Source organism: Ruegeria sp. AU67 (assembly GCF_900312795.1).
GTDB lineage: Bacteria > Pseudomonadota > Alphaproteobacteria > Rhodobacterales > Rhodobacteraceae > Ruegeria > Ruegeria atlantica.
Genome location: NZ_OMPH01000026.1, coordinates 63,847 through 81,727, shown reverse-complemented (window position 1 = coordinate 81,727; position 17,881 = coordinate 63,847). Strand labels below are relative to the sequence as shown.

Annotated in this window: 19 protein-coding genes; 11 read left to right on the top strand and 8 right to left on the bottom strand. The window is 56.8% G+C overall.

Features of this window, described 5'->3' with window-relative positions; genetic code table 11:
• Nucleotides 1-477: a class I SAM-dependent methyltransferase gene (locus DK510_RS13395; RefSeq protein ID WP_109312521.1), complete on the top strand. Its 477-nt coding sequence runs from the start codon at nt 1-3 to the stop codon at nt 475-477.
• Here DK510_RS13395 and DK510_RS13390 read toward each other — a convergent pair whose 3' ends face one another.
• Nucleotides 478-1,617, bottom strand: a complete 1,140-nt coding sequence (locus DK510_RS13390; RefSeq protein WP_109312520.1) for an alpha-D-ribose 1-methylphosphonate 5-triphosphate diphosphatase — start codon at nt 1,615-1,617, stop codon at nt 478-480.
• A gap of 52 nt (nt 1,618-1,669) precedes the next feature.
• Here DK510_RS13390 and DK510_RS13385 point away from each other — a divergent pair, with 52 nt between their 5' ends.
• Nucleotides 1,670-2,353 carry a DUF1045 domain-containing protein gene (locus DK510_RS13385; protein WP_109312519.1) on the top strand — a complete coding sequence of 228 codons (684 nt, stop codon included), beginning with the start codon at nt 1,670-1,672 and terminating at the stop codon, nt 2,351-2,353.
• Here DK510_RS13385 and DK510_RS13380 read toward each other — a convergent pair.
• From DK510_RS13380 to phnG, 7 genes are all read right to left on the bottom strand, one after another.
• Nucleotides 2,335-2,883 (bottom strand): AAA family ATPase, encoded by a 549-nt coding sequence (locus DK510_RS13380; protein WP_109312518.1) that lies wholly within the window; start codon nt 2,881-2,883, stop codon nt 2,335-2,337. The two genes, DK510_RS13385 and DK510_RS13380, sit on opposite strands and share 19 nt — an antisense overlap.
• Nucleotides 2,880-3,563 (bottom strand): phosphonate C-P lyase system protein PhnL, encoded by a 684-nt coding sequence (gene phnL / locus DK510_RS13375; RefSeq protein WP_109312517.1) that lies wholly within the window; start codon nt 3,561-3,563, stop codon nt 2,880-2,882. The genes DK510_RS13380 and phnL overlap by 4 nt, the downstream gene beginning before the upstream one ends.
• Before the next feature lie 24 nt (nt 3,564-3,587).
• The gene (gene phnK, locus DK510_RS13370) at nt 3,588-4,358 is read right to left on the bottom strand and encodes a phosphonate C-P lyase system protein PhnK (RefSeq protein WP_109312516.1); all 771 of its coding nucleotides are present in this window, start codon (nt 4,356-4,358) and stop codon (nt 3,588-3,590) included.
• Nucleotides 4,355-5,215 carry an alpha-D-ribose 1-methylphosphonate 5-phosphate C-P-lyase PhnJ gene (locus DK510_RS13365; protein ID WP_109312515.1) on the bottom strand — a complete coding sequence of 287 codons (861 nt, stop codon included), beginning with the start codon at nt 5,213-5,215 and terminating at the stop codon, nt 4,355-4,357. The genes phnK and DK510_RS13365 overlap by 4 nt, the downstream gene beginning before the upstream one ends.
• A gap of 297 nt (nt 5,216-5,512) precedes the next feature.
• Nucleotides 5,513-6,604: a carbon-phosphorus lyase complex subunit PhnI gene (locus DK510_RS13360; protein WP_109312514.1), complete on the bottom strand. Its 1,092-nt coding sequence runs from the start codon at nt 6,602-6,604 to the stop codon at nt 5,513-5,515.
• 3 nt (nt 6,605-6,607) lie between these two features.
• Entirely contained in the window at nt 6,608-7,183 is a 576-nt protein-coding gene (gene phnH, locus DK510_RS13355; RefSeq protein ID WP_109312513.1) for a phosphonate C-P lyase system protein PhnH, read from the bottom strand.
• Nucleotides 7,180-7,641 (bottom strand): phosphonate C-P lyase system protein PhnG, encoded by a 462-nt coding sequence (gene phnG / locus DK510_RS13350; protein WP_109312512.1) that lies wholly within the window; start codon nt 7,639-7,641, stop codon nt 7,180-7,182. The genes phnH and phnG overlap by 4 nt, the downstream gene beginning before the upstream one ends.
• A gap of 103 nt (nt 7,642-7,744) precedes the next feature.
• On the opposite strand from phnG, the gene phnF reads away from it, so the two are divergent.
• From phnF to DK510_RS13305, 9 genes are all read left to right on the top strand, one after another.
• Entirely contained in the window at nt 7,745-8,455 is a 711-nt protein-coding gene (phnF, locus tag DK510_RS13345; protein WP_109312511.1) for a phosphonate metabolism transcriptional regulator PhnF, read from the top strand.
• Between the two features lie 209 nt (nt 8,456-8,664).
• Nucleotides 8,665-8,829: a hypothetical protein gene (locus tag DK510_RS22990; protein ID WP_200833241.1), complete on the top strand. Its 165-nt coding sequence runs from the start codon at nt 8,665-8,667 to the stop codon at nt 8,827-8,829.
• A 98-nt stretch (nt 8,830-8,927) separates the two neighbouring features.
• Nucleotides 8,928-9,989 carry a glutathione S-transferase C-terminal domain-containing protein gene (locus tag DK510_RS13335; RefSeq protein WP_109312510.1) on the top strand — a complete coding sequence of 354 codons (1,062 nt, stop codon included), beginning with the start codon at nt 8,928-8,930 and terminating at the stop codon, nt 9,987-9,989.
• 66 nt (nt 9,990-10,055) lie between these two features.
• On the top strand, nt 10,056-11,132 hold the full coding sequence (locus tag DK510_RS13330; RefSeq protein WP_109312509.1) for a PLP-dependent cysteine synthase family protein: 1,077 nt from the start codon (nt 10,056-10,058) through the stop codon (nt 11,130-11,132).
• 304 nt (nt 11,133-11,436) lie between these two features.
• Nucleotides 11,437-12,876, top strand: a complete 1,440-nt coding sequence (locus DK510_RS13325) for a sodium:alanine symporter family protein (protein WP_109312508.1) — start codon at nt 11,437-11,439, stop codon at nt 12,874-12,876.
• Nucleotides 12,854-13,813 (top strand): glutaminase, encoded by a 960-nt coding sequence (locus tag DK510_RS13320; RefSeq protein WP_109312507.1) that lies wholly within the window; start codon nt 12,854-12,856, stop codon nt 13,811-13,813. The genes DK510_RS13325 and DK510_RS13320 overlap by 23 nt, the downstream gene beginning before the upstream one ends.
• A 254-nt stretch (nt 13,814-14,067) precedes the next feature.
• On the top strand, nt 14,068-15,735 hold the full coding sequence (locus tag DK510_RS13315) for a sulfatase-like hydrolase/transferase (protein ID WP_109312506.1): 1,668 nt from the start codon (nt 14,068-14,070) through the stop codon (nt 15,733-15,735).
• Between the two features lie 62 nt (nt 15,736-15,797).
• Entirely contained in the window at nt 15,798-17,042 is a 1,245-nt protein-coding gene (locus DK510_RS13310) for a DUF3179 domain-containing (seleno)protein (RefSeq protein ID WP_109312505.1), read from the top strand.
• A gap of 48 nt (nt 17,043-17,090) precedes the next feature.
• On the top strand, nt 17,091-17,843 hold the full coding sequence (locus DK510_RS13305; RefSeq protein WP_234999078.1) for an outer membrane protein: 753 nt from the start codon (nt 17,091-17,093) through the stop codon (nt 17,841-17,843).
• Nucleotides 17,844-17,881 lie beyond the last annotated feature (38 nt).

Here is a 17,881-nt window from a genome sequence, read left to right as displayed (position 1 = left end):
ATGAGCCGACTGGATTCCATGCTGCGCCGCCTGACCGCACAACGTGACGGTTTGAATTGGGCTGTCGATCAAATCTCAGACACTGCGGGCGACGTGCTGGATATGGGCCTTGGAAACGGGCGCACTTATGATCACCTGCGGGAAATTCTGCCGGATCGAAGGATCTGGGTCATGGACCGCGTGCTGCAGTGCCATCCCTCAAGCACACCGCCAGCAGAGGATTTTTTGCAGGGTGAGGCCGAGCCGATGCTGCAGAAGCTGGCAGAAGGTGGACCCAGGATCGCTTTCGGTCACTACGATTTCGGGCGGGGAGTCAAGGAAGAGGACGTTGCCGAAGCCGCGCGCCTCAGCCCACTGATTGCGCAGGTGATGTTGCCCGGCGGACTGTTGATCTCGGGCCAACCGCTTGTCGGCTTTCAGCAGATCAGCGGCCCGGACACCATCGCACCGGACCGTTACTTGTTCTACAGGGCCTGATCAGGCCACGCGCCGTCCGCGCGACCAAACGCCATTCAACGCAGGGGTGCCTTCGCGCATCCGGAACCGGATGACGTCCGCCCGCGCGCCCGCCCGTAGCTCACCACGATCATCCAGCCCAACGACCTCTGCCGGTGTCTTTGTCACGGTTTTCAATCCGCGGGCAAAATCACCCCACATCTCGCCCAGTTTCACAGCAGACAGCAACAATGCGGATGGCACATAGTCCGAGGACAGTATGTCGAGATGGCCCAGCTGCGCCAGTTCATGCGCAGCGACATTGCCGGAATGCGACCCGCCCCGGATCACATTGGGTGCGCCCATCATCACCTTGATACCATGATCATGACAGGACTGCGCAGCCTCGACCGTAGTCGGGAACTCGGCAAGGGTGATCCCGTGACCGGCCGATACGCGCACCTGTTCGTCCGTCGTGTCATCATGGCTGGCCAGCATCGCACCAAACCGTTTGGCCGCTTTTACCGTCTCAACCTCGTGCAGATCACCATAGCGGTCGCGCATCGCCTTAAGGTCGGCCACGTGTTGCAGAAATCCATCTCCCTCAAGCCCCAGTTTGCCTTTCAGATACGCTTCCAGTTTCGACAAATCGCGGAACTGCCGTTGTCCGGGCGTGTGGTCCATGAGTGAGACCAGACCAACACGGTCTTCGGGCCCAAATTCGTTTAATTCTTCGGCCAGGGTTTCCGAGCAGACCTCGGCCCGCAGATGCAGAAAATGGCTGATCTTCAGCGCATCCTGTTCCCGCAACTGCCACAGCTCACGCGACAGACCGCGCGCATATTTGACATAGCGTTGCCCGGACGGGATCGAGCCTATCCGCATCGCGTCGAATACGGTCGTGATCCCGGTACTGGCCAGTTCGGCATCATGGGCCAAAATAGCGGCTGCATGAGGCCAGTCGACCTTGGGTCGCGGCTGAATGTGGCGCTCAAGGTTGTCGGTGTGAAGTTCGACCAGACCAGGGCAGACATAATCCCCTTCGCAGTCAATTGCGCCAGCGGGAACAGCCGGGCCGGTCGCGACCTCAGAAATCGTATCCCCCACAATCCGAAGGCTGCCCAAGACCGTCTTATCGGGAAGAACAAGCGTGGCATTGGCAAGTATCATTTCTTCTGTCATCTGAACTTCACAAGGTTTGAGCTATTTGGAAGGCCACGCATAGGAGGCCAATGTGACATTCACGCGATACGCGATCTATTTTGCGCCACCGGCCCAGGCCGAATGGACAATCTTTGCGACCCAATGGTTGGGCTGGGACATGGAAGCCGAAACTGAAGTTGCGCATCCTGTCATTGACGGCGTGGACGTCGCAGCCGCGACCGATGTTCCGCGCAAATATGGTCTTCACGCGACGTTGAAGCCGCCGTTTCGCCTGAACAAGGGGCAATCTCTGACCAACTTGCAAGATGCCTGCAAACGGATTGCCGGAACGCAACCGCCCGTCACGCTGGACGGGTTCGAGATCGCCCGGCTGGGTCGTTTTCTGGCCCTGCGGCCGGTAGGTAATACCGACGCGCTGAACGCGCTTGCAGCGGCTTGCGTCCGCGAGCCTGACAGCTTCCGCGCCCCCGCGCCCGCCGCGGAACTGGACCGCCGACGTGCCTCGGGCCTGACGCCGGAACAGGACGCCAACCTGCTGCGTTGGGGTTACCCTTACGTGATGGACACGTTCCGCTTTCACATCACCCTCAGCGGAAAACTGGACAAACCCACGCTGAAAACCGTGCAGGTCGCATTGGAGAACCATCTGGTCCCCCTGCTGCCCGCCCCCTGTCAGATCAAGGATTTGGCGCTTATGGGCGAAGCCGAAGATGGGAGGTTTCATCTGATCCATCGCTACGCCCTTTCCGGTTGAAGCCCGGCAAGGATCGCATCAATCGTGATTTCCAGCGGCCCGGAATTATCTACTTCGATCACACGGTTCAGTCCGTCGGGCAAGGGCATACCAGCCCGTCCCAGACGACGCACCTGATCAGAGGCGCTTTCCCGCCCGCGTACAGAGAGGCGCTGCGCCAACACCTCAGGGTCCGCTGTCAGCGAAATCACGATCAGGTCGCCAAAAACCACCTGCGCGTTCAACAAAACCGAACGGGACAGATTGACCAACAGCGCATTCGCCGTTTGCCGTTGGTCTTCGATTTCAATCGGGATGCCGTAGTGCAGCCCATGCGCGCTCCAGTGCAACGCAAAGGCTCCGTCCAGCACCATCTGCTCGAAGATTTCAATCGACACGCGATCAAAATCTTCGCCTTCTTCGCCTTCGGGGCGGGTTATCACCCGGCGAACCCGCAGGATACCTGACGACGCCGCGACCAACGCCTCCATGACGCTGTCTTTGCCGACACCTGACGGACCAACAACGGCTATGACCGGCGCAAGGCTCACGCGACCATCCCCGGGGTGAATTCAGACACGTTGATCTCGCGATCACAGACCCAGTTGCGCGCTTCGATATCGTGGAAAATGCCAACAATCGCCGCGCCGCGTTCTTTGGCCTCTTCGATCAAAGACAGCACCGTTTCGCGATTTTGCGCATCCAGTGAGGCAGTCGGTTCGTCCAACAGCATCGCAGGGTAATCATGCGCAAATCCACGTGCGATGTTCACCCGCTGCTGCTCACCGCCCGAAAAAGTGGTCGGGCTCAGGCTCCACAGTCTTTCGGGAATGTTCAACCGCCGCAACAAATCCGCCGCCTTGTCCAGCGCCGCTTGCTTGTCGCAGCCAACGGCCAACAGTGGCTCGGCCACCACCTCAACCGTCGGAACCCTGGGGACCAAGCGCAGGAACTGACTGACATAGCCAAGCGTCTCACGCCGCAAAGCCAGAATTTCGCGCGGTTCGGCCTTGGCAACGTCCAGATCACCGACAAGAACCTGTCCTGATGCGGCCAGATAATTCCCATAGATCACCCGCATCAGCGTTGATTTCCCTGCCCCCGAGGCTCCGGTCAGGGCGACGCATTCACCTGCGGCGACTTTCAGCGATGCACCCTGCATTACCGGAATTACGGCACTACCCTGATTGTGCAGGGTAAAACTCTTGCTGACATTGATAAGCTCAATCATAGCACTTCATCTTTTTCCAAATACTCAAACCTGCAGAACGCTGGACACGAGCAACTGCGTGTAGGCATGTTGCGGATCGTCCAGAACCTGATCGGTCAACCCGGCCTCAACCACTTGACCGCTTTTCATCACCATCAGTCGATCCGCCAGCAGGCGTACGACGGCGAGGTCATGGGTGACGATGATCGCGCTCAACCCCATCTCACGCACCAACCCGCGCAGCAGATCCAGCAGGCGCGCCTGAACGGAAACATCCAGCCCGCCCGTTGGTTCATCCATGAACACGAGGCGCGGCCCCGTGACCAGATTGCGGGCAATCTGCAATCGCTGCTGCATCCCGCCAGAAAAGGCCGACGGACGGTCATCCACACGAGATTCCTCAATCTCAACCCGGCCCAGCCAGTCGATCGCACGGTCCCGGATGTCGCCATAGTGACGATCCCCCACCGCCATCAGACGCTCACCAATATTGCCGCCAGCACTGACCGACATCCGCAGGCCATCGCGCGCATGCTGATGTACAAAGGCCCAGTCCGTACGGCTCAGCATCCGACGTTCCGGTTCGGACATGGTGACCGTATCCACTGGACCATCAGCGCGTGTTTCAAAAATCACCTGCCCTGCATCGGGTTCCAGATGACCGGCCATGCAATTCAACAGCGTCGACTTGCCCGATCCGCTTTCACCCACGATCCCCATTACTTCTCCAGGGAAGAGATCAAAACTCACATCCGAGCACCCAATCCGCGCGCCGTAGCGCTTTTCGATGCCTTTGACCTGCAATAGGGGGGTCATGCCGCATTCTCCTCGGCCAGTCGGCCAACATGGCCCGCCTCGCGGCGAGACCGGCAATAATCGGTGTCGGAACAGACGAACATCCGGTTGCCTGCATCATCCATGATCACTTCGTCGAGATAGCTATCCTCTGCCCCACAAAGATCGCATGGGTGATCGGCTTTGGTGGCCTCAAACGGGTAATCCTCGAAATCCAGACTGACGACCTTGGTATGCGGCGGAACCGCGTAAATCCGCTGTTCACGTCCCGCACCAAACAGCTGGATCGCGTCCATCTCAAGTTTTGGGTTGTCGAATTTCGGGATTGGCGACGGGTCCATCACATAGCGGTCCGACACTTTCACCGGATAGGCATATGCGGTCGAGATCGCGCCGTGCTGGCTGATGTCCTCGTACAGCTTCACATGCATTAGCCCATATTCTTCAAGGCTGTGCATCTTGCGCGTCTCGGTCTCACGCGGTTCCAGAAAGCGCAGAGGTTCCGGGATCGGCACCTGATAAACGATGATCTGGTCCTTGCGCAGCTTCGCCTCGGGGATGCGGTGGCGGGTCTGGATGACTGTGGCCTTTTCGGTTTCCTCGGTCGTTTCCACACCTGCCGTGTTCTCAAAGAACTTGCGGATCGACACAGCATTGGTGGTGTCATCGGCACCTTGATCGATCACTTTAAACGTGTCCTCGGGCGTCAATGTAGCGGCTGAAACCTGCACTCCACCGGTGCCCCAGCCATATGGCATCGGCATTTCACGGCTGGCAAAAGGGACCTGGTAACCGGGCACGGCCAGACCTTTCAGAATGGCGCGCCGGATCATTCGCTTGGTTTGTTCGTCCAAATATGCGAAGTTATACTCATTCATTTTGATGTATCACTTTGTTTTTGGTGTTTTTGTGGACGTATTTCTGTTGGGCGCATTGTTATTGGCGCTATTGATGTATCTTTTCTTTCACTCTCGTCATGCGAAGCGACGACGTCGTGCGCAAAAGCGGGATCCAAATGGCGAATGGAGTTCGGTTGGCGCGCGCACGGACTCGCCACCCGGTAGAAAACTGCGACGCCAATAAGGCGGGTTGGTATATCCCGCAGCTTGGCTTGCCGCCACGCATATGCGGGCGCTATCCAGTTCATTGATGCCCCCTTTCCCTTGGTTCGACTTTCATTCCGCAGCCTCTTTCGGCTTCATCCGTTCTTCGGCTTCGCGTCGTAGTTTGCGAACCAGTTCCAACTCGGACTGGAAATCCACGTAGTGCGGCAGCTTGATATGCTCGAGGAAACCCGTCGCTTGAATGTTATCCGCATGGCTGAGGACAAATTCCTCGTCTTGCGCGGGTGCGCCCAGATTATCTTCGCCCAACTCTTCCCATCGTAGTGCGCGGTCCACCAAAGCCATCGCGATGGATTTCCGTTCAGACTGACCAAACACCAAACCATAGCCACGGGTGAATTGCGGGGGTTCCGTCTTGGAACCTTTGAACTGGTTCACCGTCTCGCATTCGGTAAATTCGATTTCGCCGATGTCGATGGCGAAACCCAGTTCCGGGATGTCCATTTCCACTGCGACCTTACCGATCCGCAACTCACCGACGAATGCGTGGTTACGGGCGTAACCGCGTTGCGTTGAATAGGCCATGCCCAGTACAAACCCCTCATCCCCGCGGGTCAGGGATTGCAGACGCAGGGGCCGGTTCGACGGAAACTCCATCGGTTCGCGCGTCAGATCACCCGGGGTGGTGTCACTGGCGGGTTCATCCTGAATGATGTCCTCGCCCTTCAGGAACTCAGTGATATGCGGCGTCGCCTCGGCGCGGGGTTGCGCCGTAGGCGCAGCCGGAACCTCACCTTCTGCGGCCAGTTTGAAGTCCAGCAAGCGGTGTGTGTAATCAAAGGTTGGCCCCAGTACCTGCCCGCCCGGCGCATCCTTGAACGTGGCCGAAATCCGGCGATCACACGCCATCTCATCAGTCTTAACCGGTTTCGAATAGCCAAATCGCGGCAATGTCGTTCGGTAGGCTCGGATCAGAAAGATCGCTTCGATCAAATCACCGCGCGACTGCTTGATGGCCAGGGCCGCCAAATCGGGGTCGTACAAGGACCCCTCGGCCATCACCCGATTGACCGCCAGACCCAGCTGTTCCCGGATTTGGGCGATGCTCAGTTCGTCAATGTCGGTTGCGCCGCGTCTTTCTTCCGCCAACCAGGCATGTGCGTTTTCGATGGCCGTCTCGCCACCCTTGACTGCAACATACATTGCCTAGGCCTCCACACTGATTTGGGTACTGCGAGGCAGGGCCGCCACCCGGTCGCCGCAGGTAAAAAAGAAGTCACATCCAAGCGGGTACAAAGCCGCGTTGGCCTGCAATGCCTGGGCATCCGGCAAGGATAGCCGCGCAGTGTCTTTGATCCCCGGACCACTTAGAATAGCACCTGCTTGTTGCAGCGCGTCACATTCAACAATCAAGGTGGCCGAGCGATCCGGGTATTCTGCGGTACCGATTCGAAATGATCCCAGTGGGCTGAGCTCGGCCCAACTCCCTACGGCGAAATCTGCTACAGCAGCCTGTGAAATGGGCGCACCTGTGTGAAAGGTCAGCCACTCGCGCACCCCATCGGTGTTGAACGCGCCCGCCAGATGGATCTTTGTCTCGGGGTCACACAAAGTCAGCAGCAAGGTTCCCGCTGCGATCGACAGGGGCTTTGGCGGTTGCGCACCCTTCAGGTCACGGATTTCTCCGGGCTGGGCCATCACGGTCATGGCGGCGCGGAATGCATGCGCGGCCTGGACCGGTGCATTCTGAAAACCCCCAGAAAATTGGGTCTGTGCCGTCATGTGTCCTCTCCCCTTACCATGGTGAAAAACTCAACCTTCGTCGCTGCGGCTTTGGAGGCGCGATCTGTTCTGGCGGACTGCATCTGACCCTTGAGCGGCGCGATCACTTGGTCATGAACCGCACCCGCAGCCGAGGTCTGCATCAAGGCATCAATCAACGCGGCCGCCTGGGCCTTGGGCTTGGACCGGCCCTGCACGTATCCATGCCCAACCGTTCCGTCCTGCAGCACCAGAGAACACCGCGTAACGGTCATTTCGCCAATGTTGAACCGAGCGCCAGTGCCGCCAGTGCGCCCGCGCACCATTACACCTCCCACTTCGGGGCTGCGAAGCCATTCAAAGTTCGGGCGTGCCGCGTACTTGTCCCAAAGGGGCATCAGCGCGCTTTCAGGCGCACGCGCCAGCAGGCCCATCCAGTCCTGTCGCGTTGCTTTAGAATTATATGTTTGATCTGTCATCAAAGCCTCTTGGCCAGGTTGTCTACGTGATCTATACAACTAGACAAATACTACATCCCGCTGCTGTAGCTGGCAATCCGCAACCTTGTGAAGATTTGATGACATGAGAAAAACACCTGTCTGGAAAAGCATCGCTTTGAACCTGACATCCGACATTGCAGAAGGTCGGTACAACACCGGCGACCGGCTGCCGACCGAGGCACAACTGGCGGCAAAACACGGGGTCAACCGCCATACGGTACGGCGCGCGTTGTCGGATCTGGCGGACCAAGGTCTGGTGCATGCCCGTCGCGGCGCCGGTGTCTTTGTCGCAGCCCGTCCGACCGATTATGCCATCGGCAAGCGCGTCCGATACCACAAGAGCATCTCGGCCAGCGGTAAGATTCCTGGCAAAAAGATACTTACGCTCACAACGCGCGCCGCAGATGAAACAGAAGCAGAGGCCCTGGAGATCGCTTCCGGCGACCAGGTACACGTATATGACGGACTGTCTCTGGCGGATGGGCAGCCAATCGGGCTGTTCCAAAGTGTCTTTCCCGCGGACCGCTTGCCCGGCATTCTTGAGGCGCTATCCGAGACAGAATCGGTAACGAAGGCTTTGCAGCACTGCGGTGTTAAAGATTACACCCGCATCTCAACACGCCTGAATGCGCGCGCGGCGACGGCAACACAGGCCCTGCACCTGCGACTGACAGAAGGTGCGCCTGTTCTGTATTCCGTCGGCATAAACGCAGATCCCAATGGTCTGCCGGTTGAATTTGGGCGAACCGTATTTGCCGGAGATCAGGTCACCCTGACCCTGAACGAGGACTAGGCCACTGCAACCCTCCCGCCCGTCTCGGCCTCCTAAACGGAAGTCACATCCCGTTGGGCATTGTTCCAATCCCGCAAGGGTAGGTCCTTCATGCATTCGGCGACGTCGTTGTCGCGACGGTTGGCGCGTCAGCTCATGCTGGGTTCCAGATGGTGCTGACACAGGAACGTCAGCCATTTACGGCTGGTGAACCGGGAGCCTTAAACTGAGTGGGCGGTGACCTTGCTTGCGGGCTAAAGGTTTTGGAAAAGTACCATGCCGATCTCGATCTGGTCCTTGACCAAAACACAAGGACAGCCAATCGTGTGATCAAGCTCATTCAATTGGATGAGGCTCAGGCCCGATCCGAAGTTGGATCTCTGCGCGACACCTAAGAGGCCATCGAGGCCTTTCTGAAACGCCACCTGAGCGATGAGGAAGACCTTGCGGTTCCAATCATCCTGCACCACCGCCTAAGAGGATAAGGCCACGCATGACCGACCATTCCAAACAGGAAGATCAGGCCCATGCCTCAGAACGCCGCGCACGAGGAGAGTTCGTGCGCGGCGTCAGTGGATTCCGACATGCTATCGGCGATCCAGAGTTCCCGGCTGAACCGGGGCGCTATCACCTGTTTGTTGCGCTGAATTGCCCGTGGTGTCATCGGGTGACGCTGGCACGCAATGTGTTGGGTTTGCAGGACAGCATTTCGATGGATGTGGCCTTTCCCAATCGCACCACAGAATACGACCCAGAGGGTCCGAACAACTGGCAGTTCGCCCCCGAGCTTGTTGCTTCGGCAACTGGGGCGATGTTGCCTGAATGCACACTGGAAACCGCAACGGGACAAGGTTTCAGGTTGGTTCGCGAAATCTACCGGGCTGAAGGCTCAGAAGAACGTTCAGTTCCGATCCTGTATGACAAAATAGCCGGCCGTATCGTCAACAATGAAAGCGCCGAGATCATTCGAATGCTGAATGGCAATGCGGCGCTGCTGGGCAGCTCCTGCAATGAAGCCAACCGGCCCAACCTCTACCCGGATGATCCTGCGATCCGGGCTGAAATTGACGAACTGAACGTGCAAATCTACGTCGCAATCAACAACGGGGCATACAAGGCCGGGTTCTCGTCTGATCAAAACGTCTATGCCGCCAGTTTCGGGACTTACTTCAAAACATTGGCCCAGTTGGAAGACCGCTTGGCCAGCGATGGCAGACCTTTTCTGACCGGGGACCGATTTACAGAAGCCGATCTGCGCCTTTTCCCGACGCTCTACCGCCACGACCCGGTTTACTACCTGCGCATGAAGCTAAATGGCGCCAAGATCCTTGATTACCCGCACCTCTGGCGCTGGCTTTGTCGCGTCCATGACCTGCCCGGGGTGGCGAAAAGCAGTTCATTGGATCACTGTCGGCAAGGGTATTTCGGCCGAAGCTGGAACGGTGTCATTCCCGCAGGCCCATTCGTGCCGATGACGTACCCAAAAGCTTATGGCCATCCTGAACTGGCGATTCAGCACGGGGCTTCGTCGGTCATTCCCAAGACAAATGTTTAAAGCGCCGAAGCAGCGAACTTGGTATAAACTGGCACGAATTTTTCCAACCAAGAGAGGGATATTGCCATGGGAATTCGGCAGACTGAGGGACGCAAACGGCTTTATGATAGTGTTCTCGACACCGTAGGTGACACACCCTGTATCCGGATCAACAGGATCGCCCCATCACATGTCTCGGTCTATGTGAAATTCGAGGCTTTCAATCCCGCGGGTTCGGTCAAGGACCGTCTCGCGCTGAACATTATCGAGGCGGCGGAACGTGACGGGCGGCTGAAACCCGGTCAAACCGTCGTCGAGGCCACATCCGGCAACACCGGGATCGGCCTTGCGATGGTTTGTGCTGCCAAAGGGTATCCCCTGGTGTTGACCATGGCCGACAGCTTTTCGGTCGAGCGCCGCAAGCTGATGCGCTTTCTGGGGGCAAAGGTCGTGCTGACGCCGCGGGCGCAAAAGGGCTTTGGCATGTATGTCAAAGCCAAGGAACTGGCCGAACAGAATAGATGGTTTCTGGCCAGCCAGTTCGAGACGTCGGCAAATGCCGACATCCACGAGAACACAACTGCCCGAGAAATCATGGCAGATTTCGAAGGTGAGCGGCTGGACTACTGGGTCACCGGTTATGGCACCGGCGGGACCGTTTCCGGTGTCGCACGCGTTCTTCGTGCAGAGCGCCCCGGCACGAAAATTATCCTAACAGAACCCGCCAACGCGGCGATTGTGTCATCGGGTTATACAAACGCCCGCAACGAGGGTCACCAACCCACGGAAAGCCATCCGAATTTTGAACCTCACCCCATTCAGGGCTGGACCCCAGACTTTATCCCATGGGTTCTGCAAGAGGCGATCGACAAAGATTACTATGATGAATTGTTCCCTGTCCCCGGTGCCGAGGGGATTGAATGGTCCAGACGGCTGGCGTCGGAAGAAGGGATTTTTACGGGAATATCTGGTGGCTCGACGCTTGCTGTTGCTATGAAAGTGGCCGAGCAAGCGCCACAGGGATCCGTTTTTCTGGTAATGTTGCCAGACACGGGCGAGCGCTATCTCTCCACACCACTTTTCGACGGGATCGAAGAAGATATGACCGAAGACGAGCGCGTGATTTCGATGTCGACACCTTCGGCACAGATGGCCGCTGAATAGGCAAAGCACACTTCATCTGGACGCTTCTATGACTATGGCATTCGGGACGGTCTGCGCCCTGAATGCGCTTTTCGCAGCGCGCTCACAACCTTCGGAACACGCAGGTCAGTCTATAGTTGAATCCGCGCAAAAAGTCGTCATCCGAATGAATTCTCATCGTTAAATCAATTGTATATGTCGGGACGTTTCGCCGATTTTCGGGTTTGTAGCTTGACTCGACAACCCTCCCTTTGTGCATGATGGACGAATAAGCATCGTATTTTAGCTGCTTTTTCGAACGGTCTAAGTTCTCAGGAGGCGGACGATGGAAACAATTGTTAACGGCATTAACTCTATTCTTTGGAACTACGTCCTGATCTACGGGTTGCTCGGCGTCGGCATATTTTTCACCATTCGTCTGGGTGCGCTGCAGTTTCTACATTTCGGCGAGATGATCCGCGTCCTTACCTCGTCCAAATCCACTGACAAACGCGGAATTACACCGTTTCAGGCACTGACCGTTAGTCTGGCGTCACGCGTTGGCACCGGAAATCTGGCCGGTGTCGCCGTGGCTTTGACCCTGGGTGGCCCCGGCGCAATTTTCTGGATGTGGATCGTAGCCTTGGTCGGGATGGCCACGGCTTATTCCGAAAGCACTCTTGCGCAACTTTACAAGGTCACGTCTTCGAACGGGCGGTTCCGTGGCGGTCCTGCTTTTTACATGGCCAATGCCCTGAACGCGCCCTGGGCCGGGGTGATCTTTTCGATCTGCCTGATCGTCAGTTTCGGCCTGGTTTTTGTCGCCGTCCAATCCAACTCAATCGCTGAGGCGTTCGAAGGCGCGTTCGGGTTGAACAAATTGATTGCTGGTCTGGCGCTGGCGGCTGCCGCTGCTGTGGTCATCTTTGGCGGCATCCGAACCATTGCGCGATTTGCCGAAATCGTCGTGCCGCTCATGGCTGGGCTTTACCTGTTGCTGGCCTGTGTCGTCGTTGTTCTGAACCTTCCACAGGTGCCTGCAATGCTGTGGTCTATCGTTGCAGGGGCTTTTGGCCTTCAGGAAGCCGCAGGCGGCGTCACAGGTGGCGTGATGGCAGCAGCGCTCAATGGTATCAAGCGCGGGTTGTTTTCAAACGAAGCAGGCATGGGCTCGGCCCCCAATATTGCGGCTGTTGCCACACCGGCTCCGCACCACCCGTCGAGCCAGGGTTTGGTTCAGGCGTTTGGCTGTTTCGTGGATACGATACTGGTCGCCACCGCGACAGCATTGCTGATCCTGCTGTCTGGCGCCATCGAACCGGACGGGGCCACCGGTATGCGTCTAACTCAGGATGCGGCAGCGGTCCATCTGGGTGAGATCGGCCGCCATTTTATCGCAATCGCAATCGTGTTTTTTGGTTTTACGTCGATATTGGGCAATTACTCATACGCAGAAAACGCCATGACGTTTCTGAAGCTGGAAGGCAAAGTGCCTATCTACATCTTGCGCCTGGGTTGTCTTGCCATGGTCGTCTGGGGCGCGGTGCAAGCGGTCAGCACAGTGTTCAATTTTGCAGATGCAGCCATGGGCGTCATGGCAACCATCAACCTGGTCGCCATCGTGCTGCTGTCGGGCACGGTGTACAAACTGACCGTGGACTATTTCACACAGCGCAGACAGAATCTTGAGCCCCGCTTTGTGGCAAGCAAATTCCCTGAATTTGACAAAGGCGTAGATCACTCGGTCTGGACGGAGGAGGCACATGCCGAGCCCCAGCGTGATTGAAACCGGCGAATTGCAGGTCATTCTGGATGACATCGCCGATCGCGTGGCCGGCATGTCCGACCGCGGGAAGGTCGCCCAGTATATTCCCGAACTTGCCAGTGTTGACCTGAACCAGTTCGGCATCGCTGTCGCGCCCATTGACGGCGCGCCTGTTTCGGCCGGAAATGCGGACACGCTGTTTTCCATTCAAAGCATTTCCAAGGTTTTTTCCCTGACAGAGGCCCTGCAACATGTGGGCGCAACCCTTTGGCAACGTGTGGGGCGCGAACCTTCGGGCGATCCGTTTAATTCAATCGTCCAGCTCGAACATGAACGTGGAATTCCCAGAAACCCGTTTATTAACCCCGGCGCCATTGTCGTGGCCGACGTTCTGCTAGAAGACCGAAGCTCTGATGAGGCGGTCAACGATGTACTGAACCTTTGCCGGACGCTCGCAGAGGATGCGTCCATTCAAGTGGATAAAGCCGTTGCAGACTCCGAGATGCGGACAGGGTCCAGAAACAGGGCACTTGCGCATTTCATGAAAGCCGAGGGAAACCTAAAAGCGCCGGTCGAAGATGTTCTGTCGCTGTATTTCCGCCAATGCAGCATCGCCATGTCGTGTCGTCAGTTGGCGGTTGCGGGCCGCTATTTGGCCGCCGCAGGCCAGAACCCTGCAGACGGTTCAACCGTTCTGTCCGCGCAGCGCGCCCGCAGAGTGACTGCGCTGATGATGATGTGTGGATCTTATGACGCCTCGGGCGAGTTTGCATTCCGCGTTGGACTTCCCGCCAAAAGCGGTGTCGGAGGCGGCATCCTGTGTATCGTTCCTGGCGTCGCAGCGGTCACAGCATGGAGCCCGGGACTGGACGCAAAAGGCAACTCTCATTTGGCAAGCGTTGCATTTCAGGAACTGGTCCGCGCGACCGGATGGTCGGTGTTTGGGCCAAGTGTTTGATTGCCGAAACACACGGTTCACTCACGCCGCTTCTCTTGTACATTTCGCGTGGTTTTGGTCAACCTTCTGGGGTTCCTCCTGTCAGCCGCTAAGACACGTGGCATACGGCCGGCGTGTGACGGACTTTCCCAAGAAATCTAGTGGTTACCTCCACCCGGCTTTTGCGGCGTAGCGTTTCAACAGCAAATATAATAATGTTTCAATATGACAAACAGCCTGCGCCGTGGAGTCGGTATTCTGAAGGGGAGATTGGAATGAAATTGCAGTGTGTTTTTGTGTTGTCGATGGGCTTTGCTGCCTTATCGGCTGAAGCGCAGGAAAACCCAATTCAACACGATGCGGAATTCTATATCCTTCAAGCACAGCTTGGATCGCAATGGGCCCAAGATGACGCAGCCGTTGACCAAGCATTAGCTGCGTTTCGGGAAAGTAACGGTGGAAACCCTCCAAATATCGTCAGTGTGCTGATCGATGACTTGGGCTTTGGGGATATGGGCATCCCAGAGCTGAATGCAGTACGCGGGTATGAAACACCGAACATTAATGACTTCTCGGATCAGGCCATGCGGATGGTTCGGATGTACACCGAACCATCGTGCACGCCGACGCGCGTGGCACAAATGACCGGACGCCTGCCTGTCCGTATGGGTATGGGGAACACACAAGTTGATATTGCCGGAGAAGGCCTGCCGGGTGGCGAAATTACACTCGCTGAAGTGCTTAAGCAGGCCGGCTACTCCACGAGTCATGTTGGCAAATGGCATATGGGTGACATTTCAGAAAGCTGGGCAATGAATCAGGGGTTTGACTATGCCCAGCATGCGATTCATCAGCAGGGGCAGTTAACCATATTCCACGATGACGCGATTAAGGAGCAGGTTTCCGTAGCCATCAACGATTATGACGACAAGTATACTGTCGACAAGTGGTTCCGCCCCGACGCCTCGGCCATGATGACCGTGATTGAAGGCGAGGCCGGGGGTCCCATCCGCGAAATTAGGATGAAACCCGGCGAACGTTGGAACGCGGCCAAGTATGACGAGATGAACCAAGCCTTCCAAGACAAGACCATGCAAGAACTAGAGCGCTTGGCTGGTGGCGAGGATCAGTTCTTCCTGCAATACTGGCCGATGATCCCACTGGACAACACACGGACCGGCCGGACCGGACCAAAAAGCGCAAATGGCGGCCTTTATGTCGACAAAATGCAGCTACTTGACCAATGGCTTGGAGATCTCTTTGCCAAGATTGACGAGCTTGGATTGGCTGAGAACACCATCGTTATTGTAATGGGCGACAACGGCCATTTTACCAAATATTCACCGCAATCTGGGTTCACACCGATGATCTTCCGTGGCGGCAAGGCCGACACCACTGAAGGTGGCGTACGAGTTGACGCCTTTATCCGATGGCCCGGCATGATCGAAGCGGACGGGCTGCTCAACAGTATCATCCACGTCTCGGACCTTTATACCACCTTGTCGCGCTTTGCCGGTGCTGATGAGTTCATACCGCGCGACCGCCTGATTGACGGAGTGGATCAATCCGCTGCGCTACTTTTCGACGATGAATCCAAATCGCGTCGCGATCACGTGATCATCTATTCGGACAAAAAACCCGAGGCGATCGTCAAGGATCAGCTCAAACTCATCTTGCCGCCTCCGGGCAAGAACCCGATCGCGGCCAAGTTCTTTGACCTCTATCGAGATACTCGTGAAGAATTTTCAGTCTCGACCGAGGTTGGCGCATGGGGCGGCCAGGAATTTGTGCGCATCTTGGGTCGTCACATGGCACGAAAGGAAAAATTCCCGGATGTGCCTCCAGCATATGGCGCGCCCTACGAGGGGATCGAAAACACCCGCCCCGAAACCCAGCTAGCCGTCGACGCGTTTCTCATAAAACGCGCGGCACCACAGCAATAATCCCTGACCGCCCGCAGTTTTCCCGCAGGCGGCCTATTGGAACCCGAAAATAGGATAACCATATGGCAGGAAACATCATTTTCGCTCTGGGTTTAGTCGTTTCACTGGGTATCGGGCTCGTCTATTTCCGCGATCTTGGCGACATTTCGCAAATGGTGCTTAAGGTTAAACGCAAAAACATGATCCGGTTTATCCGGCACGAATACCGCCTGATCGCAGTGGGGTTGAGCGGATTTGCCATCGCTACGCTTGCGCATTTCATTCTGGGCGGCGGCCCGTTCTGGCTGTGGCTGGTCGCGACGCTACTGGTTCTTGTTCTGTATGGATTTCCCTATGTGTGGGTCCATCTGGGGCTGAGGAATCAACTCAACAATGCGGCCTTCTTTCCTATTGCCGAGGCGCAAAAATTCATCGGTCCAACCGCGCCGGTCATCGTTATTGAAAACAACGGCCATGCCCGGGCGCATCCCGATGCGCAAATCATGCGACCCCATTTGGCCGGCAATGCTGACGGGCTGGGTGGCGAAGATATCGTCATGACCTTTTGCGCGATGGCCAACCTTGGGCAAGGCTATGCCCCTCGCATCGAAGGCAACCGGCTGGATCTTGAAGTGCTGGCCCAACATGGCAACAACCTGATCCTGCGGGACAACGAAACCGGGGAACCCATCCAGCAGATCTATGGGTTTCGCGAGGCGGATCGCGATACTGGCGCGGATGGCCCCGCCTGCCCTGTTCGCCCCGAAGCAAAGATGCAGCCCTGGCCCACGTATCGGATGACGTTCCGCGGATTTCAAAAAGCGTTTCCCGATGGTGAGGTGTTTTTGAACACGCCCTCGCCGAACCCGTTTTTGCGGCTGCTGGATATGGTGACGGAAATTACGTTTGGCTGGGGGATCGCGCGCCAGCATCAGGAAGATGCGCCTGTCATGGACAACATGGACAGTGCGGACAATCGGCTTCCGAACAAGACCTATGTTTGGGGGATCACGATCGGCAATGATGCCGCCTGCTGGACCGATGATTTCGTGGTCGAGAATGACTGGATCGTAAACGCAAATGTCGGTGGGCGAGACGTGGTTGTCAGTCTGGACCCAAAGTACGAAAGCCTTGGCGTTTGGTACAATGACAAAGGCCAGCCCATCACCCGCTGCGATTTCTGGGGAATGTCGGATCAGGGAAAACTACAACGCGTCGAGACCCTGCGAGCCGGTGTTTTCTGGCATGTCTGGTCCGAGTTCTTTCCGGAAACCGATATCAACCGCATCGGTGCGCGCGTACAACAGTCTGGCGAAGCCGCTGAATGAGTGAGCAATCAGATCAGATTGCCAAATTGGTACAAACGGAGGATCAAAATGGTCTTTAAGAGGGTAATAACAACCGCTGCGTGGGCCGTGGCGACCTGGATTCCAATTACAACTGCCGCTGTGGCGCAGCAGTCCGATTGGTCCTATGAGGCAACAATATACCTGTTCATGCCTGAAACGGAGGTTACGCAGGAAACAGCCCGCGGCACCGTTGATGGAACGCTGAGTTTCTCTGACGCGCTAAAAAATCTCGATCTGGCGTTCATGGGCGTCTTTGGTGCATCGAACGGGCGCTGGTCACTGTTGGCCGACTACAACTATGTGGACGTCTCTTTCAGCAATGACACGCCCGGTCCGGCAAGTTCTGGTCTTGAAACCTCTCTCACAACGCAATTTTTCAGCGGTTATGTTGGGTACCGGGCTTATACTACAGATACGTCCTACGTGGACTTGGTCGGCGGTTTCCGCTGGTTTCGGACGCAGACCGATTTCACTGTCCTTCCTGGAGCAGCCCCGGGCCGGTCCGTCAGTGTCGATGAAAGCTGGACAGACCCGGTCATCGGCGTTCGAGCCCGCGTCGCTTTCAACGACAGGTGGTCTGGCACTGGCTTTTTTGATTACGGCGGCTTCAGCAGCGACAGCGAAACATGGCAGGTCTTGCTGACTGCGGATTATGAAATCAACGACAGGTGGGTGATCCGCGGCGGTTATCGCTATATCTCTTTCGATCACGAGATTGACGGCAACGATTTCACGTTCGAACAGTCCGGCCCCATGATTGGTGCGACTTATCGATTCTGAGGGGCTCTTTTAGCCCTTCAAACCTTACCCTATCCAAA